The organism is Mycobacterium sp. Root135 (assembly GCF_001426545.1).
Classification (GTDB): domain Bacteria; phylum Actinomycetota; class Actinomycetes; order Mycobacteriales; family Mycobacteriaceae; genus Mycobacterium.
On sequence record NZ_LMEZ01000009.1, the window covers coordinates 373,164 to 395,495 of the forward strand.

General features: G+C 68.7%; 21 protein-coding genes and 1 pseudogene. 10 read left to right on the forward strand and 12 right to left on the reverse strand.

All coding sequences use genetic code 11. The features are described 5' to 3' along the window. Positions 1-19: 19 nt before the first annotated feature. From ASD37_RS27525 to ASD37_RS27535, 3 genes are read right to left on the reverse strand one after another with little or no spacing between them, the layout of a single operon-like run. Positions 20-1,210, reverse strand: a complete 1,191-nt coding sequence (locus tag ASD37_RS27525; protein WP_056559324.1) for an FAD-dependent monooxygenase — start codon at positions 1,208-1,210, stop codon at positions 20-22. Continuing rightward, entirely contained in the window at positions 1,207-2,577 is a 1,371-nt protein-coding gene (locus ASD37_RS27530; protein ID WP_056559326.1) for an MFS transporter, read from the reverse strand. The genes ASD37_RS27525 and ASD37_RS27530 overlap by 4 nt, the downstream gene beginning before the upstream one ends. Before the next feature lie 38 nt (positions 2,578-2,615). After that, positions 2,616-4,094 carry an aldehyde dehydrogenase gene (locus tag ASD37_RS27535; protein WP_082570453.1) on the reverse strand — a complete coding sequence of 493 codons (1,479 nt, stop codon included), beginning with the start codon at positions 4,092-4,094 and terminating at the stop codon, positions 2,616-2,618. Positions 4,095-4,197: 103 nt separating this feature from the next. Between ASD37_RS27535 and ASD37_RS27540 the strand changes: the two genes are divergently transcribed. From ASD37_RS27540 to ASD37_RS27560, 5 genes are all read left to right on the forward strand, one after another. After that, the gene (locus tag ASD37_RS27540) at positions 4,198-5,973 is read left to right on the forward strand and encodes a GAF domain-containing protein (protein WP_056560011.1); all 1,776 of its coding nucleotides are present in this window, start codon (positions 4,198-4,200) and stop codon (positions 5,971-5,973) included. 76 nt (positions 5,974-6,049) lie between these two features. Continuing rightward, entirely contained in the window at positions 6,050-7,228 is a 1,179-nt protein-coding gene (locus tag ASD37_RS27545; protein WP_056560013.1) for an FAD-dependent monooxygenase, read from the forward strand. A gap of 64 nt (positions 7,229-7,292) precedes the next feature. Beyond that, entirely contained in the window at positions 7,293-9,509 is a 2,217-nt protein-coding gene (locus ASD37_RS27550) for a xanthine dehydrogenase family protein molybdopterin-binding subunit (RefSeq protein WP_056559329.1), read from the forward strand. Beyond that, positions 9,506-10,033, forward strand: a complete 528-nt coding sequence (locus ASD37_RS27555; protein WP_056559332.1) for a (2Fe-2S)-binding protein — start codon at positions 9,506-9,508, stop codon at positions 10,031-10,033. Before ASD37_RS27550 ends, ASD37_RS27555 begins: the two co-directional genes overlap by 4 nt. Next, the gene (locus ASD37_RS27560; protein ID WP_056559335.1) at positions 10,030-11,016 is read left to right on the forward strand and encodes a xanthine dehydrogenase family protein subunit M; all 987 of its coding nucleotides are present in this window, start codon (positions 10,030-10,032) and stop codon (positions 11,014-11,016) included. Before ASD37_RS27555 ends, ASD37_RS27560 begins: the two co-directional genes overlap by 4 nt. Here the strand turns inward: ASD37_RS27560 and ASD37_RS27565 are convergent. Then, positions 11,009-11,266, reverse strand: a complete 258-nt coding sequence (locus ASD37_RS27565) for a hypothetical protein (RefSeq protein WP_056559339.1) — start codon at positions 11,264-11,266, stop codon at positions 11,009-11,011. The genes ASD37_RS27560 and ASD37_RS27565 overlap by 8 nt on opposite strands. Positions 11,267-11,295: 29 nt before the next feature. Then, on the reverse strand, positions 11,296-11,988 hold the full coding sequence (locus ASD37_RS27570) for a hypothetical protein (RefSeq protein ID WP_056559342.1): 693 nt from the start codon (positions 11,986-11,988) through the stop codon (positions 11,296-11,298). A 60-nt stretch (positions 11,989-12,048) separates the two neighbouring features. Between ASD37_RS27570 and ASD37_RS32065 the strand changes: the two genes are divergently transcribed. Then, positions 12,049-12,210 (forward strand): hypothetical protein, encoded by a 162-nt coding sequence (locus ASD37_RS32065; RefSeq protein ID WP_200960009.1) that lies wholly within the window; start codon positions 12,049-12,051, stop codon positions 12,208-12,210. Positions 12,211-12,215: 5 nt separating this feature from the next. On the opposite strand, the gene ASD37_RS27575 is transcribed toward ASD37_RS32065, so the two are convergent. The 4 genes and pseudogenes from ASD37_RS27575 to ASD37_RS27590 all read right to left on the reverse strand — a co-directional run bounded on the left by ASD37_RS27575 (position 12,216) and on the right by ASD37_RS27590 (position 15,473). Further along, the gene (locus ASD37_RS27575) at positions 12,216-13,019 is read right to left on the reverse strand and encodes an adenylate/guanylate cyclase domain-containing protein (protein ID WP_056559345.1); all 804 of its coding nucleotides are present in this window, start codon (positions 13,017-13,019) and stop codon (positions 12,216-12,218) included. Between the two features lie 72 nt (positions 13,020-13,091). Further along, positions 13,092-13,466 (reverse strand): limonene-1,2-epoxide hydrolase family protein, encoded by a 375-nt coding sequence (locus ASD37_RS27580; protein ID WP_056559347.1) that lies wholly within the window; start codon positions 13,464-13,466, stop codon positions 13,092-13,094. A gap of 79 nt (positions 13,467-13,545) precedes the next feature. Beyond that, positions 13,546-14,607, reverse strand: a pseudogene (locus tag ASD37_RS27585) (phosphotransferase); the annotation flags it as partial. After that, entirely contained in the window at positions 14,604-15,473 is an 870-nt protein-coding gene (locus ASD37_RS27590; protein ID WP_056559354.1) for an alpha/beta fold hydrolase, read from the reverse strand. The gene ASD37_RS27590 and the pseudogene ASD37_RS27585, both read right to left, overlap by 4 nt. A gap of 117 nt (positions 15,474-15,590) precedes the next feature. Between ASD37_RS27590 and ASD37_RS27595 the strand changes: the two genes are divergently transcribed. Beyond that, positions 15,591-16,064 (forward strand): VOC family protein, encoded by a 474-nt coding sequence (locus tag ASD37_RS27595; RefSeq protein ID WP_056559357.1) that lies wholly within the window; start codon positions 15,591-15,593, stop codon positions 16,062-16,064. Between the two features lie 44 nt (positions 16,065-16,108). Further along, the gene (locus tag ASD37_RS27600; protein ID WP_056560015.1) at positions 16,109-17,014 is read left to right on the forward strand and encodes an alpha/beta fold hydrolase; all 906 of its coding nucleotides are present in this window, start codon (positions 16,109-16,111) and stop codon (positions 17,012-17,014) included. Here the strand turns inward: ASD37_RS27600 and ASD37_RS27605 are convergent. After that, positions 17,011-17,814: an SDR family oxidoreductase gene (locus tag ASD37_RS27605; protein WP_056559362.1), complete on the reverse strand. Its 804-nt coding sequence runs from the start codon at positions 17,812-17,814 to the stop codon at positions 17,011-17,013. The genes ASD37_RS27600 and ASD37_RS27605 overlap by 4 nt on opposite strands. Before the next feature lie 23 nt (positions 17,815-17,837). On the opposite strand from ASD37_RS27605, the gene ASD37_RS27610 reads away from it, so the two are divergent. Next, positions 17,838-19,115, forward strand: coding sequence for a WS/DGAT domain-containing protein (locus ASD37_RS27610; protein WP_056559365.1), 1,278 nt, complete (start codon positions 17,838-17,840; stop codon positions 19,113-19,115). Here ASD37_RS27610 and ASD37_RS27615 read toward each other — a convergent pair. Beyond that, a complete protein-coding gene (locus ASD37_RS27615) occupies positions 19,112-19,735 on the reverse strand; it encodes a TetR/AcrR family transcriptional regulator (RefSeq protein WP_235568573.1) in 624 nt (207 codons plus the stop codon). The two genes, ASD37_RS27610 and ASD37_RS27615, sit on opposite strands and share 4 nt — an antisense overlap. 73 nt (positions 19,736-19,808) lie before the next feature. Here ASD37_RS27615 and ASD37_RS27620 point away from each other — a divergent pair, with 73 nt between their 5' ends. Then, positions 19,809-21,545, forward strand: a complete 1,737-nt coding sequence (locus ASD37_RS27620; RefSeq protein ID WP_056559368.1) for a DUF3556 domain-containing protein — start codon at positions 19,809-19,811, stop codon at positions 21,543-21,545. Here the strand turns inward: ASD37_RS27620 and ASD37_RS27625 are convergent. Beyond that, positions 21,535-22,332: a FadR/GntR family transcriptional regulator gene (locus ASD37_RS27625; RefSeq protein WP_056559371.1), complete on the reverse strand. Its 798-nt coding sequence runs from the start codon at positions 22,330-22,332 to the stop codon at positions 21,535-21,537. The two genes, ASD37_RS27620 and ASD37_RS27625, sit on opposite strands and share 11 nt — an antisense overlap.

Below are 22,332 nucleotides of genomic sequence, written 5' to 3' on the forward strand. Positions count from 1 at the left end.
CTTCGTGTTTGGGGGTTGGCTACTTGCCGGGGCCGTAGAGCCCGAAGCGCAGGTCGGGATCGCCAGGCGTCCAGGTGTTGCTGAATTGCGAACGCTCGCCCATCGCCACGACGCGGCGCAACAGCGCGTCGCTCATCTGGAGTTGGGCGGGCTCCCACTTCACCAGTGCGGCGGCGACGTCGCCGCCGGCCTCGGAGAGTGCGGCGGCCAGCGCCCACCCGTCCGCCGCCGCCTTGGCCGTTCCGGCCGCGGCGTGCGGACGGGCCGCGCAGGCGGCGTCACCGATGAGCGCCACCCGACCCATGGCCATCCGTGCCGACCGGCTGTCGGAAACGACCTGCAGATAGGGGGTTTCGGTGGCCCGGATGACGTTCGCGATGGCGGGTGCCATGCGCTCGCCGGCCGTCTGCTTCATCTCGTCGACGTAGCGGTCCTGCACCTGGCCGGGGTGCACCGACACGGAGCCGGCGAAACCGCGCTTGTCGATCAGCATTTCGGTGAGGTCGGGTCCGGCGGGCACGTTGCGGTACCAGACGTAGTTCATCAGCCGGTCTTCGATGCTGAGGCTGTTCTCCCCGGGGATCGGGTACATCGTGATGTGCGAGTTGGGAATCACCTGATAGGTGATGGCGTCCTGCAGGACTTCCCGCGTCGCGGCGTCGAGGTCGCGCAGTGCGACCGTGCCGCGCCACCCGACGTAACCCGAGTAGTGCAGCCCGGATTCGGGGTCGAACCGTTCCCGCGCCACCGAGGTGACGCCGTCTGCGAAGACCACCAGGTCGGCCGATTCCCGCCGGCCGCTGACGAAGCGGACGGTGACGCCGTCCTCGTGTTCGCTGAAGCCGCAGGCATATTCGCCGTAGTGGTAGCGCTCGGTGCCGAAGTCGGCGAGCAATGCGCGGTAGAACGTACCCCACGAGGTGTAGGTCCAGGTGCACTGCTCGCGGTACTCCACGTCACCTTCGGGGGTGAGGTATTGAACCGCGGAGGTCGACGTGCTGAGATCGGCGAGGTTCTGGGTGCTGCGTTCGGTGAACCAGCGCACCGTGTCCGGCTGAAGGACGATGCCGCTGCCCCGGCCGTCCAGCGCGGTGGGGGTCCGCTCGTAGACGTCGACGGTGAATCCGAGGTCGCGCAGCAGCAGTGCGGCGGTGAGCCCGCCGATCGAACCGCCGACGACGATGGCCCGGGAGTTGGAGTAGTCGGTCATGATGCGCTCTTCTCGGTGGACTGAAGGGGTTGTGCGGGAATGGCGTCGACCGGCAGGTCGTCCCCGCGGGTCTCCTTGCAGAACGCGAGGCCGACGACGGCGATGAGGCCGAAGGAGGCCACCACCGCGGTGGCCATGCCGAGGTTGCCGCCGAACCACGAGGTGGCGATGGCGCCGGCGGCGAGCGGCCCGAGAGCGGTGACGTAGCGGCCGACGCTGTTGCACACCGCAAGTGCGGTGGCGCGGACGCTCGGCGGGAACAGTTCGGGAGCGTAGATGAACGTCCCGGACAGTGCGCCGAAGAGGCCGAAGCCGAGAAGTGGCATGACGAACAGGTATTCGGTGTAGCCACGGTCGAACGGGAAGGTCCACGCCACGGTCACGGCCGAGACGCCGAAGCTGACCAGGAAGGCCTTGCGGCGGCCGATCGCGTCGGCGAGGAAGCCCCAGGAGGCGTAGCCGATGATGCCACCGGCGTTGAAGAGCATGGCGGCGGTGGCCACGCGGTGATCGGCCAGGCCGGTGGGCAGGTTCTCGGCCGCGGTGAGCTGGCGGATGATCTGCGGGTACCAGGTGGACACGCTCCAGAAGGTGATGAGCGCCCCGGATGCGAGGGCCGTGCAGATCAGCATCGGTCGCCGGAACGGCGGTACCAGCAGCCTGCGCAGGACGAACTGGTCGGCCGCGGTACTGGTGCCGTTGCTCTTTCGTTCCCGGCGGGCGGTCAGGTGGGCGTTGATCTCGGGGGGCTCCGGCACGTAGCGACGGATGAACCACACCACCAGAGCGGGCAGGCCGGCCAGCGCCAGCATCAGTCGCCAGCCGTGGCTACCCCAGAGGGCGTAGGCGGCGGCCGCCGCGAAGAAGCCGGCGGCGTAGCCCGACATCATGATTCCGCCTGCGCGGGCCCGGTAACGGTTGCGCCAGGTCTCGGCGATCAATGCGGCACCGACGGGTGCCTCCACTCCGGAGCCCAATCCCGCGATGAAGCGCAGGATTCCGAGCTGCCACCAGGTGTCGGCGAAGGCCGCCAACGCGCTGAAGACGGCGTAGGTCAGGATGCCAAGTGACAGCACCCTGGTGCGACCGAAGTAGTCGGCGAGGACGCCGAACAGGATGCCGCCCGTCGCCCAGCCGATGAGGAACAGTGCGACGGTCATGCCGCCGTAGTAGCCGATCGTGGCGGGGCCGGCCTGCACCCCGCTATTGGGGAGCAGCTCGCTCATCGCCGGTCCGAGGACCAGGATGTAGAGGCTGCCTGCGAAGCCGTCGAGACCCCAGCCGAGGGTGGTGCCTGCGAGGACGAGCCACTGGGTGCGGGTGATCTCCTTGCGCCACCCTTGTGGTGGTGCGGTACTGGACGTCATGTGAATTCCTTTCGTGCGACGAGTGACTCGAGGGTGGATCAGTTCAACCGGGCGGTTTCCCCACCGCCGTACCAATCGACGTGATCGGCGGCGGTGCGGACGACGACGGTCTTGATCCAGGAGAAGTCGTCGAACGATTCGGATCCGGCGTCCTTGCCGAGACCCGATTCCTTCACGCCGCCCCAGGGCAGGGACGGCTCGAGGCGATGGTGGTCGTTGACCCAGACCATGCCCGCCACGATGTTGGATGCGACGCGGTGGGCGCGACCGACGTCGTTCGTCCACACTCCGGCGCCGAGGCCGTAACGGTTGTCGTTGGCCATCCGTACGGCCTCGTCCTCGTCGTCGAACGGGATGACGACGGCGACCGGGCCGAAGATTTCTTCCATGGCGACGGTGTTCGCCATGGTGGCGTCGGCGATCACGGTCGGCTCGACGAAGAAGCCCTCCCGCAACGCTTCTGGAAGCTCGGGCACTCCGCCGCCCGCGGCCAGCTGGGCGCCTTCGTCGACGCCGGTTTGGATAAGAGCCTGAACCTTGTCGCGTTGGCGGGCGCTGATCAGCGGCCCCAGCTGGGTGTCGGCGTCGGTGGGGTCACCGATGCGGATGGCGCGGGCGCGTGCCGACAGGGCGGCGACGAACTGGTCGTACACGTTGCGCTGCACCAGGAATCGTGATCCGGCGACACAGGATTGGCCCGCCGCGACGAAGGCGGAGAACGCCGCGCCCTCGGCGGCGACCACGGGGTCGACGTCGTCGAACACGATGACGGGGGTCTTGCCGCCGAGTTCGGCTGTCACTCTGGCGAACCGGGAGGCCGTGGCGATCGCCGCCGCGCGGCCCGCCTCGGTGCCGCCGGTCAGCGTGATCTTCGCGACGTCGGGGTGCTGGGTGAGCCGGGCGCCGGCCTCCCTGGCGCCGGTGACCACGTTGACCACGCCGTCGGGCAGTCCGGCCTCGGCCATGATGTCGGCCAGCACCAGGGTGGTCAGCGGCGTCAGCTCGGACGGCTTGACCACAACGGTGTTGCCGTTGGCCAGGGCGGCGGACACGCTGCGGGCCAGGATGAGCAAGGGATGGTTGAACGGGGTGATGATGCCGCAGACGCCGAGCGGGCGACGCTCCTGGTAGGTCAGGTACGGGCCGTCGCCGGGCAGGACCGCCTGGCGCTGAGCGGCCAGCAGTCCCGCGTTGTAGCGGAACCACTCCGGCACGCGGGACAGCTGCGCGCGGGTCTCGGTGATCGGCCGCCCGTTGTTCTTGGCTTCCAGCGTGTAGAGCCGGTCGGCGTTGGCCTCGATCGCGTCGGCGATGCGCAGCAGCAGGCGGGACCGCTGGCTGCGAACCAGGGTGGGCCACGGCCCACTCTCGAAGGCGGCCTTCGCCTTGGCGACGGCCGCATCGACGCCGGCGGCGCCGTGTTCGGCGACCGTCTCGATGACGGCGCCGGTGGCGGGGTTGAGGATGTCGCGAACGTCGGCGCGGGTCGCGGTTGGGCCGGGGACGGTGGTGGTCATGGATATGAGTGTCGTCACAGTCCGCGTAGCCCTCAATGTCGAGCAAGACATCATTCGGCGAATGCTGTGTGTCCCAGAACACTCACATGGGATGCTGGTCCGCATGGCGGTGGATGCGGGACGGCGGCCGGCGGCCGAGCTGGTCACGTGGTTGAGCGCGCTGCGCGAGCTGAGTTCGGCGTCGACGTCGGCGGGCGACCTTCGCCAGGTCCTCAACCTCGTCGCCGACACGGCGAGATCGCTTCTGGGATACGACTTTTGCGGCGTGCTGACCCCGGATGCGGCCGGCGACGCCCTCGTCATCATGGGGTGGAGCGGACTGTCGGACGACTACGTGAGCCGCGTCAACACCGATCGTCCGGTCCGGCTCGGCAGCGGCTCACCGTCGAGCCAAGCATTCGAGACCGGTCAGCCCGTGGCCATCCGCGACATCGACGCCGAAGCCGAGTTCACGCCGTGGGGTGGCGTCGCCCGCGAGCAGGGGTACCGCGCGATCATCTGCGTGCCGCTCGTCGCCGGTGACCAAATCCTCGGCACCCTCAACGGGTACTACGCCCCGGTTCACACGTTCACCGACAGCGAGGTGGAACGGCTGACCCTGTTGGCGAACCACGCCGCGATCGCCCTGACGTCGGCCAGCAGGCTCGACCAGCTTCGCCAACTCAACGAGTCGCTGCGTGAACAGCGTGACGCACTGACCCGGTCGGAGCAGATCCACGAGCGCTTGCTGTCAGTGACGTTGAGGTCGGGCGGTCTCAGCGGTATCGCCGCTGTCGTCGCCGAGCTGATCGGGCGCGCGGTGCTCATCGACGACGCGCGCAACGTCGTCCTCGCCACCGCCGGTGACGCCGCGGAGCTGCCCGACGACGACTGGCGTGCGACGGCCGTCGTCGACGGGTCGGTGGCGTCGGCCCCGGTGCTGCTCGACGGTCGTGAGGGTTCGGCGTACTTCGTGTCCGTCGCCCGGCTTGGTGACGACGCCGTGGCCCGAATTTGGTTCCCCCGTGGGGAATCCGCGCTCGACCCAGTCGGCGTGCGCGCCGTCGAGCACGCGTCGATCGTGATCTCGCTTGAGCTGTTGCGCATTCGGACCGCCGCCGAGGTGGAGCACCGACTGCGCGGCGAACTGCTGGCCGAGTTGTTCAGCAGCGGGCCAAACATTTCCGAGCAGCTGGCGCAGCGGGCCCAGCGGTTGGGCCACGACCCGACGCGACCCCACGTCGTCGTGGTGGGCGCGCTGGGGTCGGCGGACGAGCCCGCCGACAGCAGGCTCTACCAACGATCGCTGACGCTCGTCGCCGAACTCGCCCACTCGCGGCGGCCGCGGCCCCTCACGGCGATGCATCGCGGCAACGTCGTCACGCTGTGGCCCGTCGATGGTCAACCCGGGGATGACGCGGCCGAATTGATCCGCCGGGCAATGGGTTCGGTGTCCAGGTCTGCCGACGCGACAGTGGCGGTCTCGGCGCCGGGGGAGCACGGCTACGGCGAGGCGTACCGCACGGCGAAGGGGGCGCTGGACATCGCCATGCGGGCCGGGCGCACCAACACCGTTGTGCGACTCGAGGAGCTGGGCGTGCTCGGCCTGCTGCTGCAACTCGAGGACTCGACGCAATTGGTCGCCTTCGCGGGGCGCACGCTGGGTCCGCTGCTCGACTACGACGCCGTGCACCGCACCGACCTGGTCCAGACTCTGCGCACCCACTTCGCCTGCAAGCTCGACCGGAGCCGGACGGCCGCTGCCCTCCACATCCACCCGAACACCGTCACCCAGAGGCTTCGCCGCATCGAACAGCTCTGTGGCCTCGACCTCGCGGACCCGGCGGTCGCGTTGCAATTCAGCGCCGCGCTGACGGTGCTGGACGTGGCGAGCGTGTAGTGGGGCACACGCCTCCGTCGAAGGTATGTGTGCGCTGACATTGCCGCGCAGGACCGCGGCGACGAGGCTGGGCACCATGATCACTGCCGCCGCCCACTCGTTCACGGCGGCGATCGTCGGCGGGTCCGTCGGCGGACTCGCGGCCGCCCACGAACTCCGGTCCATCGGCGCCGACGTCACCGTCTACGAGCGGTCGGTCGACCGCACTCAGCCGCGCGGCGCAGGCATCGTCATGCAGGCCGAGGTCGAATCGCTGCTGGCCCGTCTCGGTGTCTCGGTGCCGTCGGTCAGCGTGCAACTGCAAGAACGTCAGCAACTGCACCGTGACGGCCGGATGGGCCGTTACGAGGCGCCGCAATGGATGACGGCGTGGGACACCCTTTACAACACGTTGCGGGCGCCGCTCGGCGACGTCTGCTATCGCCTTGGCAGTGAACTCCGCGACCTGAGTGTCGAAAACCAGAGTGTCACGGCCACATTCGCCGACGGCCATCGCGCGACGACAGATCTCCTGATCGGTGCGGACGGCGTCGGGTCCACCACGCGCAGCCTGCTGCACCTGCCGGGAGACATCGGCTACGCCGGTTACGTCGCGTGGCGCGGACTCGAGCCGGAGGCGGACCTCTCCGGGCACCTCGTCGACCTGCTCGCCGAGCGGTTCACTTCATTCGGCGCGCCCGGCATGCAGATGCTCTGCTACCTGGTCCCCGGTCCGAACGGTGAGCTGGAGCGCGGCTCGCGGCGCGTCAACTGGGTCTGGTACGTCAACACCGCCGAGAACAGTCTCGGACGGCTGCTCACCGGTACGTCCGGTCGGCGATACGACAACTTCCTGCCACCGGGGGAGCTGACCGCGGAGAACCTGACCGAGGTGACCACCCTGGCCGAACGGACGCTGCCCGGCCCCTTCGTCGAACTGATCGGGCAGTCGCACGTCTTCATGCAACCGGTAGTCGACCTGCCGCCGTTGCGGATGGTCGCCGACCGCGTGATGCTCCTCGGCGATGCGGCGGGAACGGTGCGACCACACACCGCCTCCGGCACCTCCAAGGCGCTCGGCGACGCCGCCACCCTGGCCCGCGCCCTGCATGGCTGGGCGCCACCCGCAGAACTCCCGCACCAGCGGCTGGGCTCCTGGGAGGCGCACAGGCTCGCGCACCTGGAATCGGTGGCGCACGCAGGCATGCGGTTGGCCGCCCAATCACTACTCGGCCCAGCCGGTCCCGATCATTCGGCATGCGCCGATGCCTGCTAGCGGGTATTGGTGATGGAGGCCACCGGCGTCGACGTGAATGGTGTTGAGAAGTGAGGGTGATGACATGACGTCGACCGCAGACGCGACGGGGATCGTCGGCACGCCGATGAACCGAGTCGAGGGCATCGAGAAGGTGACCGGCCACGCGACCTACACCGCGGACGTCGTCGTCCCGGGAACCACGTACGCCGTGCTGGTGCAATCGGAGATCCCGCACGGCACCGTCACCGCCGACTCACTGCGGGCCAGTACCGAACGCGCCCTCGCCGCACCGGGGGTGCTGCGCGTCCTGACTCCGCTGAATTGTCCTGCGCTGCATGCCCCGCCACGTCAGATGAGCGACGACCTGCCCCTCGAGCGACGCCCGCCGCTGTCCGATCTCACCGTGCAACACGTCGGGCAGCACATGGCACTGGTGATCGCTGACACGCTGGAGAACGCCACGGCCGCGGCGGCGTCGTTCGAGCTGGCCTACGAGACCGCCCCACCCCAGCTCAGTGCGCGCGAGGTGCTCGACGACGCGGCCGGGGACCGAGACGGTGAGGGTGACGGGGCCATCCGCCACGGCGTCTATCAGCCGGATCACTTCGTCAAACTCGAAGACGAAAAGCTTCAGGACAGCCGCGGCGCCGACGACGAACCAACCGGTGCCACAAGGGTTTCGGCCACCTACACCACACCGCTGAACACGCACTACCCGATCGAGCTGTCGGCGACGATCGCCCAGTGGGACGACGACGTCCTCACCGTCCACGACACCACCCGCTGGATCACCGGTGAACGGATGGCATTGGCCGCCTATCTCGGCATCCCCGAGACCAAGATCCGCATCCTGTCGCCGCTCGTCGGTGGCGCGTTCGGCTCGAAGAGCTTCCTCTGGATGCACGTTGCGCTGTGCGCCGTCGCGGCCCGGGAAGTCGGGCGCCCGGTCAAGCTGGTGCTGACCCGCGACCAGATGTTCTCCTCCACGGGCCACCGGCCGCGAACCGAGCAGCACCTGTCGCTGGTCGCCGACGACGCCGCGCACATCCTGAGCACCGAGCAGCACACCCTGACCGAGACCTCCACCGTCGCGCACTTCTGCGAGCCCGTCGGGCTGTCGGCGCGGTTCCTCTACGACTCGCCTCGGCTGGTGGTCTCGCACACCGTCGCCCGGATCAATTACCCAACACCGTGTTTCATGCGCGGACCGGGCGAGGCCCCTGGCCTGTTCGCCCTCGAAGTCGCCATGGACGAGCTGGCCTACGCCTCGAACGTCGACCCGATGGAACTCCGTCTGCGCAACGACACCGACCACGACCAGGCCAGCGGCAAGGCGTGGTCCGGCAAGCATCTGCGTGAGTGCTACCTGCAGGGCGCCGAGCGCTTCGGCTGGGGCGAGCGGCCGATGGCCCCACGGTCGCTGCACCGTGACGGCCTTCGGGTGGGCTGGGGGATGGCCACCGCCACCTACCCCGGTCGACGCATGCCTGCGAGCTGCCGCGTCACCACCGACGCCGCCGGCACGGTGCGGTTCGCGTCGGCCACGCACGAAGTCGGCACTGGCGTCCGCACGGTGATGACCCAGGTGGCCGCCGACGCGGCGGGTCTCGACGTCACGTTGGTCGGCTTCGACTCGGGTGACTCGCTGTTCCCGGACGCGCCCTACAGCGGGGCCTCGCAGACGACGGCCACCGTCGGCTCCGTGGTGCACCAGGCCGCCACCGAGTGGCGAAAGCGGTTGAACGACATGGGCGGTCAGCTGGACCAGCTGACCCCCGGTCAACTCGAGACCCTGAACTTCACCGCGACCAGCGAGGGCGCGGCAGACGACGGTCCGATGTCTCAGTCCTTCGGCGCGCACTTCTGCGAGGTCACGGTCGACGAGGAGATCGGCCGGGTTTCGGTGACCCGCTGGGTCGCGATGATGGACTGCGGCCGGGTGCTCAACCCGAAGCTGGCCCGCAACCAGGTGATGGGCGGCATCACCTTCGGGCTCGGCATGGCGCTGCTCGAGCAGGTGCCCTACGACGCGCACACCGCGCAACTCATCGGCGAGTACTACCTGCCCACCCACGCCGACCGGCCGGAGTTCGACATCGGCTTCGTCGACGTCCCCGACTACGGCCTCGACCCGGTCGGGGTGCGGGGCATCGGCGAGATCGGCACCTGCGGTGTGCCCGCGGCGATTTCGAATGCGATCTTCCACGCCACCGGCAAGCGGCTACGCGACCTGCCGATCACACTGGAGAACCTGATGACGCCGTTCGACGACGAATCCGACCGCGGAGGCACCCCATGAGAGACGTCACGCTCACCGTCAACGGGGAGTCGCGCATCGTGGCCGCCGACGTCCGGTCGACGCTGCTCGACCTGCTCAGGGAGACGTTGCACCTCACCGGCACCAAGAAGGGGTGCGACCACGGTCTCTGCGGCGCCTGCACCGTCGCGGTCGACGGCGAGCGGGTGGTCAGCTGCCTGACCCTCGCGGCGTCGGTCGACGGCAGCGACGTACTGACCGTCGAAGGCATCGCCGACGGCGACCAACTGCACCCGTTGCAGCAGGCATTCGTCGACTGCGACGGCTTCCAGTGCGGCTTCTGCACCTCGGGCCAGATTTCGTCGGCGCACGCCATGCTCCACGAGCACGCCAGGGGCGACCTGTCCACGGCCTCGTTCGAGGCGGGCCGCGCCACGGTGTGCAACGGCCCGAAGGCGCTGTCCGACGACGAGATTCGCGAGCGCATGGCAGGCAACATCTGCCGCTGCGGTGCCTACGCCAACATCGTCGAGGCCATCGCGGGCGTTGCGAAGGATGCGAAGTGAAGACCTTCGAGTTCGAACACGCCACCACCGTCGAGGGCGCCGTCGACCGCGTCGTCGCAACGGGCGGCAAGTATTACGCCGGCGGGACGAATCTGCTGGACCTGATGAAGGGTGGCGTCGAAGCGCCGGCGGCCCTCGTCGACGTCCGTCGCCTCGGACTGCGCGACGTCACCACCACCGAGTCCGGCGGCGTTCTCATCGGGTCGGGCGTCACCAACAGCGCGTTGGCCAACCACCCGTTGATCCGGTCTCGGTATCCCGTTCTGTCGCAAGCGATCCTGTCGGGGGCGACGACTCAACTGCGCAACATGGCGACTGTCGGTGGCAACCTGATGCAGCGGACCCGGTGCCCGTACTTCATGGAAACCGCCTTCGCACAATGCAACAAGCGCAACCCCGGCTCGGGGTGCGCGGCCAAGGACGGCTTCAACCGCGAGCACGCACTCTTCGGAGCCAGCGAGTCCTGCGTCGCGATCCACCCGTCCGACATGGCCGTCGCACTGGCCATCCTCGACGCGACCGTCCACGTGCACGGACCCGACGGTCGACGAGACGTGCCCATCGCGGAGTTCTTCCGACCGCCCGGCGACGAGCCGCAGCGGGACAACACCCTTCGTACCGCGGAGTTCATCGTCGACGTCGAGCTGCCGCCGTCGCCGTTCGCCGAGAACTCCTGGTATCTCAAGGTCCGCGACCGGCACAGCTACGCCTTCGCGTTGGTGTCCGTCGCAGCCGGTTTGCGCGTCGAGGGCGGGATCATCAGCGCCGCCGCCGTGGCGTTGGGTGGGGTCGCCCCGATGCCGTGGCGCGTGGCCGAGGCCGAAGCCGGGCTGATTGGTCAGGCGCCGACGGACGCCGTCTTCCGGACTGCCGCCCAGCGGATCATGGCGGGCGCTCGACCGTTGGGGCAGAACGGATTCAAGGTCAACCTCGGCAAGCACTCGGTGGTGCGCGCACTGTCGACGGCTCTGCGGGTCACCTGAGGTCGCCGACGGTCTTGTCGCGGTTGGAGTCCTTGCCGCAGAACTCGAGCGTGGCCGCGACGCGCGTCATGACGTCGGAGGTCGAGGCGTTGCGGCCGTTGCGGGCCTTGAGGAGATTCGCGATGGTGGCACTGCGGGTGTCCTGAGTCATGCCGGTGAAGTCGTGGCACGTCGTGGATTCGTCGCCGATTCCCGCGCAACCCGCGAGCGCGACCCCAATGGCGGCCAACACCGCGGCGGTTCGATACATGCCTCGACGCTACGGTACCCAGCTGTGGCTCAGAGGACGACCGAGATCTCGTCGCTCAGGTCGTAGCCCGGGGCCAGGGGGAGGGTGTCACCGCTCCAGAACTTGCCGGGGTCGAACCAGTTGGTGTCCTTGTCCGTCGCGAGCAGCCCCATCTCCTGGTACGTGATGGCGACGGTTTCTGCGCAGTAGGCGGTCTCCAGCCCCACCTTGCGGCGTTCCGCCCGCTTGCGGCCGGTGAGCTTCATGACGCGGTCGTCCAGAATCGGAATGCCCTTGGTCCAGTCGTGCAACGTGGGCACCCGGCCCCGGAACCACCGCGCCGTGAGCTTGGCGGTCGTCGGGAAGGCGGTGCCGTCCATCCTGGCGATGACGCGCAGCAGGTCGTCTTCCTGCTGGCGGGTGGCGTACGGCGTCATCTGCCGCAACCAGCACCGCTGACCGTAGGTGAGCATCCACCGCTCGACGGCCTGACGCAGATCGTTGAGCTGAACGCCACGGTGGTGGCCGCCGCTCCAGAGGCATTCCAGCTTGTCGCCGAGTTCGGCGTGCCAGATCAGCGGCGGCAGGTCGTCGATGGCCACCGTCATGCCGACGTGGTTGACCGGGGCGTTGGTCATGGTCTGGATTGCGCGGTCGGGGCCGGAGTCGCCGCGAAACAGCCAAACGTCGCCGGTTCGCGTTTCGGCCAATGCGCGCTCGAGTGTCACCGTATTCGCATTCACCAGGGCAGCTTAGAGCGGGCAGGCGCCAGGCGACCCGGGACCATTGGGCAGACTGTGGCGATGCGAGGCATCTGGAAGTGGATCGGGATGGCCGGTGTCGCCGGAGTCATGGCGGGCGGCGCGTTGGTCGCGCGGGATCAGCGCAAGCGAAATGCCTATATGCCCGACGACATCCGGGCGAAGCTGCACCAGCGACTGGCGGAGTCCGGCTCCACCGAATAGCCGGTTCAGGCCGTCACCGCGTACAGCCGGTGAATGCCGTTGAACCCCTTCAGTTCGACGTCCCTGCCCTCGTCGACGATGACGTCGTCGCCAAGGGCGTCGCGCACGGACTCGCTGATCAGGATTTCGCCGCCGTCGGCTGCCGCGGCGACGCGGGCCGCCATCGCCACGTTGCGGCCGAACAGGTCGTCGCCGCGGCGCACCGACTTACCCGCGTGAATGCCGATGCGCACCCGAATTCCGTTGGGCCGCTTGGCCAGGTCGCGCTGGAGGTCCATGCTGCACCACACCGCCTGTTCGGGTTGAGCGAAGGCGATCATGAATCCGTCGCCCTGGCTCTTGACGACGTAACCAGAGTGGCGCTTGACCAGGCGGCTCACCGTCTTGTCATGCCTGTCGATCAGGCGGACCCACGCTTTGTCACCGATGCGTTCGTTGAGCGCTGTCGACCCCTCGATGTCGGAGAACACGATGGCGACCCGCCCGTTGGGGGCCAGCCGGGCCAGGTCGGGGCGTTCGACGGCAGCCCAGTCGGCAAGGTCCTCGATGTTGGATCGGACGGCCGCGCCGAAGCCCTCCTTGCGGAAGATGTTCGCGGTCTGCCAGACGGTCTTGACGGCCTCGCGTCCGCCGGACACCAGGTTGTTCCGGGTGTCGAGCCTGCGCTGCAGCTCACCCAGTTCCTCGTCGCGCTTCTTCACCCGCTGCCACAGCACGGCGATGGCGCAGGCCTCGGCGGCGGCCACGGCGAGCAGCAGGTAGATCGCGATCATCGGTAGCGACACCGGTTGATTATCAATGCCGGCCATCCGTGCCGACCGTAGGCCCTATGGCGGACTTTGCCACCACGGATCGCCGTAAGGCCCACGTTCGGCGACGAGCTACGCCAAACCCGCCGTTACCGTCGCCAAGTCGAAGTAGTCCCGCCACGCGGCGATGCGCCCGTCGCGAACCTCGAAGGTGCCCATCACGGGCAGCTCGACCCGCCCGCCGTTGGTCCTGCGCATCACGTCGGTGCGTTCGTTCATCACGAGATTGCCGCTGGCGACCTGCCGGTGAACGATGAAGTCGATGCCCTCCATGCCGTCGAGCATCATGGGAAGCAGTTCCCGAATCGCCGCGAGCCCCTCGGCCGGTGCCATCGGAATGTTGTGATAGACCGCATCTTCGGTGAAGTAGCTCAGGATCGTCTCGAGATCCGGCTTGGCCCAGAGGGCGCAGAACTCGGTGACCAGCTCTGCGGGTTCGGTTGTCATGCCTCGATGAAACGGGCTGCGGCCGAGAAAGGCAACCGCGTGACAGCCGACGGTGCAACCGATCGACGTCCTACGCGAGACCGAGCTCGGTCCTGATCGCCGCGGTCATCACGTCGAACGGCACCGACGTCGCCCGCTCGAACATCCCGACCTCGTCGTCGGCCTGGTCGGTCAGATACTCGTTGTCGGGATCGAGGATGACCTGGTGGGCGCAACTGACGACGAGCACCGCGGTGCGCAGTACCAGCAGCGGCCAGATCGCGTCGGCCTCGGCGGAACTGAGCGGACGGATCGCGTGAAAGGCCTTGACGCCGGGCAGAATTGACGTGGGCTCGGCGCCCGGATGTCTGAGCACCGAGGACAGCGTGATCGCGATCTCCGACACTGCCCAGGTGTCCGACAGGTCGCCGAAGTCGATGATGCCGTCCGGAAGACCGGTGCCGCTCGCCACGACGACGTTGGCGTCGGTCAGGTCGAGGTGCACCGCTTGGCGCGGAAGGTCCTCTGCCAGAGGCGCGATCCGCGACCACGCCTCGGCCGCGGCGGTCACGAGGTCACGACGAGCCGCGGGATCGATGACGTGCCCGACGAGGGTGGTGACGACGTCGTGACCGTGGCGGAGGTCCCACTGCAGCGCCCGGTCAAGGCCGGGATGGTGAAAGTCCTGCAGCGCGAGGCTGAGTCGACCCGCCAGCTCGCCCATGCCCGCGACGACGGTTGGTGCAAGGGAGCCCTCGCCGAACAACGTGCCGCCCGACAGGAACCGCAGGAGTCGGACGTGGGCGGTTCCGTCGATCAGGCCGGTGACGGTCGTCGACGACTCGCCCGCGAGGTTCGGCAGCGGGACCGCCACTCGCAGCGTCGGCTCGGCAGCGGCGAGGGCTGCGGCCGCCGCGTCCTGCGCGGCGAGTTCGACGGCGTTGAAGGCGGGGTTGGCGATCTTCAGAACACCGAGCACGCGATCGTCGTCGCCGTAGACCAAGAAGTTCTTGTCCTGGTTGCTGCCAAGGGATTCCACCCTCGCGATCAGGCCGTAGTGGGTCGACAACAGCTGCGTGGCCTGAGCATCGCTCACCTGCGGAGCGGGCAGCTCAGGAGACTCGAGGAAGTCGAAACCCGCGACGCGACGTTCTGCGCTCACCGGTTCACGAACTCGACGACGGCGTCGGTGAAGGCGTCGTTGTCGTCGCCCGCTGCGGTATGTCCGGCATCGGACAGCTCGACGAACTCCGCTCGCGGCACCTTGGCGAGGAAGTCCTGCACGCCCTCGGGGCTGACCACGTCGGACAACTTGCCACGAATCAGCAGGATCGGGATCCGAAGGTCGATCGCGGACTGCTCGAGCATGTCCATTCGGACGAATGGGTCGTCGGCCGGTTTGGTGAGAAACGCCGGGTCCCAGTGCCAGTACCACCGCCCGTCGCGCAACCGCAGGTTCTTCTTCAAGCCCTCGGGGCTGCGCGGCTTGGCGCGATGCGGCAGGTAGGCCGAAACCGCCTCGGCGGCCTGCTCGAGTGAATCGAAACCGTCGACCCCACTGAACATGAAGTCACGGATGCGGGCGCTGCCGTCCTTCTCGAACCGTGGCACGACGTCGACCAACACCAACTTGGTGATGACCTCGCGACCCGCCTCGTGCGCGGCGAGGATGCCCGTCAGCCCGCCCATGCTGGCACCGATCAACACAGTCGGCCCGCCGATCTGGTCGATCACCCGCAGTGTGTCGGCGCCGAGCGAGTCGACGGAGTAGTTCGCGGTGGGTGAGCGATCGCTGTCGCCGTGACCGCGGCTGTCGAGCGCGACGACGCGAAATCCCCGGTCGGCGAGCACCTGCCCGGTGTTCTTCCACGAATACCTGTTCTGCCCGCCGCCGTGCAGCATCAGAATGGCGGGCCGCCCACCGGCGGTGTCCGCGCCCCTGTTCCACTCGTCGGCGACCAGGGTGAGGTCGTCCGCACCGCGGAACTCCACCGTCGTCAAAGAGCTTCGCGCTTCGCCACTGGACATCCCCGCACGTTACCCAGGTCGTAATCGGCATCCGACGTGGGTCGCAGGACGGTGATGACTTTTGCTCGCAGCGCCGGTCAGCATCGGTGAACTCATCTCAACAGGAGGTCAACGCCCATGCCTACGATCACTCCTTCGCTGTGGTTCGACGGCGATCTCGAGGAGGCCGCCGAGTTCTACACCTCGGTGTTCCCCAACTCGTCGATCGAGGGTTTCAACCGCTACACCGAGGCTGGCCCCGGGACGCCCGGCCAGGTCGTCGCCGGCACGTTCGTACTCGACGGGAAGCGCTTCGTCGGCATCAACGGCGGTCCGCAGTTTCCGTTCACCGAGGCAGTGTCGTTCGAGGTGCGGTGCGCCGATCAGGAGGAGGTCGACTACTACTGGAACCGGTTGGTCGACGGTGGCGTCGAGTCGCAGTGCGGGTGGCTCAAGGACCGCTTCGGGCTGAGCTGGCAGATCGTTCCCGAGCGGTTGTTCGAACTGCTCGGGGACAGCGATTCCGCCCGCGCCACCGCCGCGACCACGGCGATGCTCGGGATGCGGCGGATCGTCGTCGCGGACCTCGAAGACGCCGTGCGCGACGTCTGACCGTTCCCGCAGTTCCACGGTGGCGGCGTTCTATGGTGATCGAGATGACTGAACCGCGCTGGCTTGACGTCCCCACCCCCGACGTGCACCTGCGGGCACTGTCGTGGGGTCCGGACGACGCCCCGATTGCCTTGTGTCTCCACGGCTTTCCCGACACCGCGCACGGCTGGCGCAAGGTGGCGCCCAAGCTCGTCGACGCGGGGTGGCGGGTCGTCGCCCCGTTCATGCGCGGGTACGCCCCGTCCTCGACGTCGACCGACGGGAGTTATCACGTCGGTGCCCTGATGGACGACGCGCTCCGCGTGCTCGACGCGGCCGGCCCGACCGGTCGCGACGTCCTCGTCGGACACGACTGGGGGGCGATCGCGGGTTCTGGCCTTGCGGCCATGCCCGACAGCCCGTTCCGCAAGGCCGTCATCATGTCGGTGCCGCCCGCAGGGGGCTTCCGGCCGTTCAGTCAGGTGCCCGACGCTGGCAAGCTGGCCGCCCAGATCCCTCGTCAGCTGCTGCGGAGCTGGTACATCATGTACTTCCAATTGCCCTTTCTCCCAGAACGTTCCGCGTCGTGGGTGGTGCCCCGGCTGTGGCGGCAATGGTCACCGTCCTATGCCGCCGACGAGGACGTGGCACTGGTGCTCGACGCGATTGGTGCGCCCGAGAACTGGCGTGCCGCCCTCGGCTACTACCGGGCGACCATCCGCGGCAGCAAGCCGCCGCCGCGCTACGCCGATCTGCACGACCACTGGCTGTCACCCCTTCGGCTGCCGACCCTGTACCTGCACGGCTCCGACGACGGCTGCGCCACGTCGGACTACACGCGGTGGGTGGAACCCTCACTCCCGCCGGGCAGCCGGGTCGAGATCGTCGACGGCGGAGGGCACTTCATGCAACTGGACCGCCCCGACGACGTGGCGCGCCGCATCGTCGACTTCATCGGAACGGGAAACTAGCGCTCCTTGAGCGCCGGGTGGGTGCGGGCCAGGATCGGCAGTAGCAGCCGGCGCGGCAGAATCTTGTATGCCGCGGCACCAACCCTGTTGAACACGCCGGGGACGATGACCGTCGCCCCGGAAGCCAATCCGTCCACCGCAGTCGACGCGACCTCGGCCGCGCTCACCCACATCGCCTTCGGCAGCGCCGCCTCGGCGTCCGCGTCGGAAATGCCTGCGGCCGCGCCGAACTCGGTCTTCACCGGTCCGGGGCACAGTGCCGCTGCAATGACGCCGGTGCCCTTCAGCTCCTGGCCGAGGGCCTGGGTGTAGGACAACACGAACGCCTTGGCCGCGCCGTAGGCGGCCTGCCCCGGCAGCGGCCCGAACGCCCCGACCGACGCGACGTTGAGCACCGCACCCCTGCCGCGCGACACCATGCCCGGCACGAAGCGGCTGCACAGGTCGACGACGGCGGCGACGTCGACCTCGACGAGGTTGAGCTCGGCGGCCGGATCCGACGTCGCGACCGGACCGGACGTGCTGAGACCGGCGTTGTTGACCAGGACGTCGACGACAAGTCCCAACTCGGCGACGCGGCCGGGAAGGGCGGCGCGCTCGTCGGCCTTGGAGAGGTCGGCGGCCAACACGTCGGCGGCCGAGCCGAGCGACGCGGCGAGGGCCTGCAGCTTGTCGGCGCGCCGGGCGACCAGCACCACGTGGCGGCCCCGGCTGACGAATTCCTTCGCCAGTTCCGCGCCGATACCGGATGAGGCGCCGGTGACGAGGACGGCCCCGTGGGCACTTGCCACTGGAAGCATGACCGCAGCCTAGCCTTGGGCGCATGACGCAGGAGCGGCTGACGCCGATCGACGCGCAGACCTTCTGGCTGGCGGGCAAGATTCCGAACGACACCTTCCTGCTCTTCGGATTCGACGGAGGGCCCGCCGACGTGGAGCGGACGCTCGACGACCTCGCCGCCCGCGCCCGCACCAGTCCCGAGTTGTCGGTACGCGTCGCCGACGACGGCTCGTGGGGGTATCCGACCTGGGTGCACCGCGACGTCGACCGGTCGCAGTTCGTGGTGCACGGCCTCGACGAGCCGACCTGGGCGGGCTGCCTGGCCGCGGTAAGTGCGCTGGTCGACGAGCAACTGGACGCCGCGCAGACCGCGTGGCGCGTGCACGTGTTCACCGACGTCGACGGGGTGCCGGGCGTGGTAGGCACAGGAACCGTTGCGGTGCTGCAGATCTCGCATGCGCTTGGTGGCGGTGGGCGCACGTCGGTACACGCGGCACTGATGTTCGGCAGGGCCGAGGTGCACGTGCCCGAAATCCATCCGCCGGCGAACGGCCCAATCAGTTTGCCGCTGGCCGGGTTTCGCGCCGCCAGGGCACACCGCAGGCTGACGGCCGACGTCGAGGCCGGAGTGGTGCCGGCGCAGGCGGAGCTCCGCCCGCTGCTGCGCACCAACGACCGACCCGCCGGGCCGCGGAGCCTGCGCACCGTCGTCCGGCCGCGCTCCGAGCTGGCCGGCGCGACGGTGACGGTGGCGACCCTGTCCGCGGTGTCGGCCGCGCTCGCCGCACGACTGCGGGCGCTCGGCGACGACCCGTCGACGCTCGGTGCCGAGGTGCCGATGACCAAGCCGCCACCGCGCCTGGCCTACAACCACTTCGGCAACGTCGGCGTGGGGCTCTACCCCGATCTGGCGGCGCAGGAGCGAATTTCCAGAATCACCGACGACCTCGCGGCCAGGCGGTTGCGCGCCGCGCACCCGGCGATGCGTGCCGCCGATCTGGCCTTCGCCGCCACGCCCGCGAAGTTGTTGCGTTGGGGGATGGGAAAATTCGACGCCGACGTCCGCCCCGTCGCGGTGACGGGCAACACCGTGGTGTCGAGCGTGAACTGCGGCGCCGCGGACTTCTTCTTCGGCGGGGCACCCGTCAGGATGGCCACCGCCTTCGCCGGGCTGTCGCCGATGATGGGTCTGACCCACGTCGTCGTCGGTGTCGGCGACACCGTGACGATTGGCGTGCACGCCGCCGAGTCGGCCCTGGGTGGGCCCGACGGCATCGACGACTACGTGGCCGGGCTGGAAGCGGCGCTCTCGGCAGGCTAACCGCGCAGGGCGGCGATGCCGACGTCGAGTGCCGCTTCGAGGTAGCTGAGGTCACCGGTGCTCATGAGCACCAGCACCCCGCCCTGGATGCCGGCCAGCAGCGCCGCGGCGGCGCGCGCCGGGTCGACGCCTGCGCCGATCTTGCCCTGCGCCTGCATGGCCCGCACGCCCACTTCGATCTCCGAACGCCATCGGTCGATCAGGGTCGACGTGACGGCCTGCGCGCCGGGCGTGCGGCCGATCTCCGACATGACGGTCGACAGCGGGCAGAGTTGACCCTGCCTGCGGTAGCGCTCGACGACGGTGTCGCGCCACCGCTGCCACGCCGCCCACGACACGAGTTGGCCGAGATGCGGCTGCTGGTCGCTGAGCACGCGCGCCGCCTCCAGCTCGGCGACGGCGAGCAGCAGTTGGTCCTTGCCGCCGGGAAAGTAGTGGAACAACTGGCTCTTCGACGTTGCCGTGTGCGCCATGACGTCCTCGAGCGTGGTGGCGACCGCGCCGCGGATCCGGATCTCGGCGGCCGCACCCTCGACGATCCGCTGCCGCGTCGCACGGCCCTTCGGAGTGAGCCTCTGCACGGCCGCATCCGCCGTCACCGCCGCACCGTTTGGACTCACGGGTCCAAACTTTACGCCGCGTGCCCGGGGAAAGCGGCCCGATGGATCTAGAACACGTTCTAGTCTGGCGGGCATGGGATTTCTCAAGCCCGACCTACCGGTGGTCGACTTCGCCGAATGGAGCAAGGGCACCCGTGCGGAGAGAATCCGACCGCTGGCCCGTCACTGGGCCGAGGTGGGGTTCGGCACGCCGGTGGTGCTGCACCTGTTCTACGTCGTCAAGATCGTGCTGTACGTGCTGGCCGGGGCGTTGTTCGCGGTGGCCACGTCCGGAATCGACGGGCTCACCAACGTGACCGCCTGGTACGACGAGCCGATCGTGTTCCAGAAGGTCGTGCTGTTCACGATGCTGTTCGAGGTGGTGGGCCTCGGGTGTGGATTCGGACCGCTCAACAACCGGTTCTTCCCGCCGATGGGCTCGATCCTGTACTGGCTGCGACCGGGGACGATCCGGCTGCCACCCTGGCCGACGCGCATCCCGCTGACCCGCGGCACGGCCCGCACCCCGCTCGACGCCCTGCTCTACGGCGCGCTGCTGATCGTGCTCGTCGTCGCCCTTTTCTCGAACGGCACCGGGCCGATCCCCGTCCTCGACACCACCGTCGGGGTGCTGCCCATGTGGCAGATCTGGACGATCCTCGGACTGCTTGCCGTAGCAGGCCTGCGCGACAAGGTGATCTTCCTGGCCGCCCGCGGCGAGGTGTACGCGTCGTTCACGGTGGCGTTCCTCTTCGGCGGCGTGGACATGATCATCGCCGCGAAGCTGGTGTGCCTGGTCATCTGGATCGGTGCGGCCACCTCGAAGCTCAACAAGCACTTCCCGTTCGTCATCTCCACGATGATGTCCAACAGCCCGCTGGTGCGGACCAAGGCGTTCAAGCGGGCCTTCTTCGAACGGTTCCCCGACGACCTTCGGCCGGGGCGGATCTCGCGGATCGTGGCCCACTTCAGCACCGCCGTCGAGGGACTGGTGCCGCTGGTCCTGTTCTTCACCCACGGCGGCTGGCCGACGGCCATCGCGGCGACGGTGATGCTGATCTTCCACTTCGGCATCCTGTCCGCGATCCCGATGGGCGTGCCGCTGGAGTGGAACGTCTTCATGATGTTCAGCGTGCTCGCGCTGTTCGTCGGCCACGCGGACATCGGCCTCGGCGACCTCACCAGTCCGCTGCCCGTCGTGCTGTTCGCCGTCGTCGCAGGCACGGTGGTGATCGGAAACCTGTTCCCGCGCAAGGTGTCGTTCCTGCCGGGCATGCGGTATTACGCCGGCAACTGGGACACCACCCAGTGGTGCATGAAGCCCTCTGCCGAGGAGAAGATCAAGGCCGGGCTGGTCGCGATCGCGAGCATGCCGCAGTCGCAGGTGGAGCGCATCTACGGCAGCCCGGAGCAGGCGCTCGTCATGCTGCACTCCGGATACGCGTTCCGGGCGATGAACACCCACGGCCGGGCGCTGTTCACCCTGGTGCACCGGGCGATGGCCGACGGCGACGAGGCCGACTACGTCGTCACCGAGGGGGAGCGGTTGTGCAGCACCGCCATTGGCTGGAACTTCGGCGACGGGCACATGCACAACGAGCAGCTCATCGCGGCGATGCAGGAGCGGTGCGGATTCGAGCCGGGTGAGGTGCGGGTGGTGCTGCTCGACGCCCAGCCCATTCATCAGCAGCGGCAGGCCTACCGGCTGGTCGACGCGGCCACGGGGGAATTCGAACGCGGCTTCGTACGGGTGGCCGACATGGTCACGCGCCAGCCATGGGCCGACGACGTTCCCGTGCAGGTGACGTGGTCGGCGTCCACTACTGCATGACGTCGCGGACCTTGACGTCCTCGAGGCCCTGCAACAACAGGTTTCGAGCGGTGTCGAGGTGCCTGCGCCAGTGGGTCTCCGCGCCGGCTCCGTCACCCGCGCGCAGCAGCGTCATCAGCCGCCGATAGGACCGGGTCAGCTTGTCGTAGTCGGCCTTGGAGACCTCGCGGAGCTCCTTGATGGCGAATGCCGTGTGGCGCACGGTGATCTCGTGCAGCATTCCCGCGATGATGGTCAGCGTGGCGTTGCCCGAGAGCTCGACCATGCGACGGTGGAATTCGCCGGTGGCCTCGGCCAACCGCCCCGACTGCCAGCCCGCGGGGATGTCTTCGGCGAGCATGCCGTCGAGTTCGTCGAGCGCGGCGGCTGACGCAGTCTCGGCGAGGAGTCGCACGGCCAGTGGCTCGATGCCCGACCTCGCGACGAGCACGTCGGCGATGGTCGCGCCCGACAGTTCGAGGAGCAGGCCGGCCGGTCGCGCGACGATCTCCGGGCCAGGCACGCGTACCCGCGCACCCGTCCGCGAGCCGCGTCGCACCTCGACCAGTCGTTCGGATTCGAGCACCCGCACCGCTTCGCGAAGCGTCGGCCTGCTGACGCCGAAGTGCGTCATCAGCTCGGCTTCGTTGGGCAGGAAGTCGCCCTCCTTGAGCTGGCCGTCGACCACCATGCGACGCAGCGTCCCGGCGACCAGTTCGGCGGTCTTGGGGGAGCGGATGGTCGTCCCGCCGCGCGGCGCGACGGCGTCTGGCCCCATCATGGGTGCCAAAGGCGTGTTGCGAGCCAC

What these genes read in the sequence shown, in the direction of transcription:
- ASD37_RS27535 (WP_082570453.1), bottom strand. Translation starts at nt 4,094, where the DNA reads ATGACCACCACCGTCCCCGGCCCAACCGCGACCCGCGCCGACGTTCGC.
- ASD37_RS27550 (WP_056559329.1), top strand. Translation starts at nt 7,293, where the DNA reads ATGACGTCGACCGCAGACGCGACGGGGATCGTCGGCACGCCGATGAAC.
- ASD37_RS27555 (WP_056559332.1), top strand. Translation starts at nt 9,506, where the DNA reads ATGAGAGACGTCACGCTCACCGTCAACGGGGAGTCGCGCATCGTGGCC.
- ASD37_RS27575 (WP_056559345.1), bottom strand. Translation starts at nt 13,019, where the DNA reads ATGGCCGGCATTGATAATCAACCGGTGTCGCTACCGATGATCGCGATC.
- ASD37_RS27595 (WP_056559357.1), top strand. Translation starts at nt 15,591, where the DNA reads ATGCCTACGATCACTCCTTCGCTGTGGTTCGACGGCGATCTCGAGGAG.
- ASD37_RS27600 (WP_056560015.1), top strand. Translation starts at nt 16,109, where the DNA reads ATGACTGAACCGCGCTGGCTTGACGTCCCCACCCCCGACGTGCACCTG.
- ASD37_RS27610 (WP_056559365.1), top strand. Translation starts at nt 17,838, where the DNA reads ATGACGCAGGAGCGGCTGACGCCGATCGACGCGCAGACCTTCTGGCTG.
- ASD37_RS27580 (WP_056559347.1), bottom strand. Translation starts at nt 13,466, where the DNA reads ATGACAACCGAACCCGCAGAGCTGGTCACCGAGTTCTGCGCCCTCTGG.
- ASD37_RS27565 (WP_056559339.1), bottom strand. Translation starts at nt 11,266, where the DNA reads ATGTATCGAACCGCCGCGGTGTTGGCCGCCATTGGGGTCGCGCTCGCG.
- ASD37_RS27530 (WP_056559326.1), bottom strand. Translation starts at nt 2,577, where the DNA reads ATGACGTCCAGTACCGCACCACCACAAGGGTGGCGCAAGGAGATCACC.
- ASD37_RS32065 (WP_200960009.1), top strand. Translation starts at nt 12,049, where the DNA reads ATGCGAGGCATCTGGAAGTGGATCGGGATGGCCGGTGTCGCCGGAGTC.
- ASD37_RS27620 (WP_056559368.1), top strand. Translation starts at nt 19,809, where the DNA reads ATGGGATTTCTCAAGCCCGACCTACCGGTGGTCGACTTCGCCGAATGG.
- ASD37_RS27590 (WP_056559354.1), bottom strand. Translation starts at nt 15,473, where the DNA reads ATGTCCAGTGGCGAAGCGCGAAGCTCTTTGACGACGGTGGAGTTCCGC.
- ASD37_RS27525 (WP_056559324.1), bottom strand. Translation starts at nt 1,210, where the DNA reads ATGACCGACTACTCCAACTCCCGGGCCATCGTCGTCGGCGGTTCGATC.
- ASD37_RS27540 (WP_056560011.1), top strand. Translation starts at nt 4,198, where the DNA reads ATGGCGGTGGATGCGGGACGGCGGCCGGCGGCCGAGCTGGTCACGTGG.
- ASD37_RS27605 (WP_056559362.1), bottom strand. Translation starts at nt 17,814, where the DNA reads ATGCTTCCAGTGGCAAGTGCCCACGGGGCCGTCCTCGTCACCGGCGCC.
- ASD37_RS27545 (WP_056560013.1), top strand. Translation starts at nt 6,050, where the DNA reads ATGATCACTGCCGCCGCCCACTCGTTCACGGCGGCGATCGTCGGCGGG.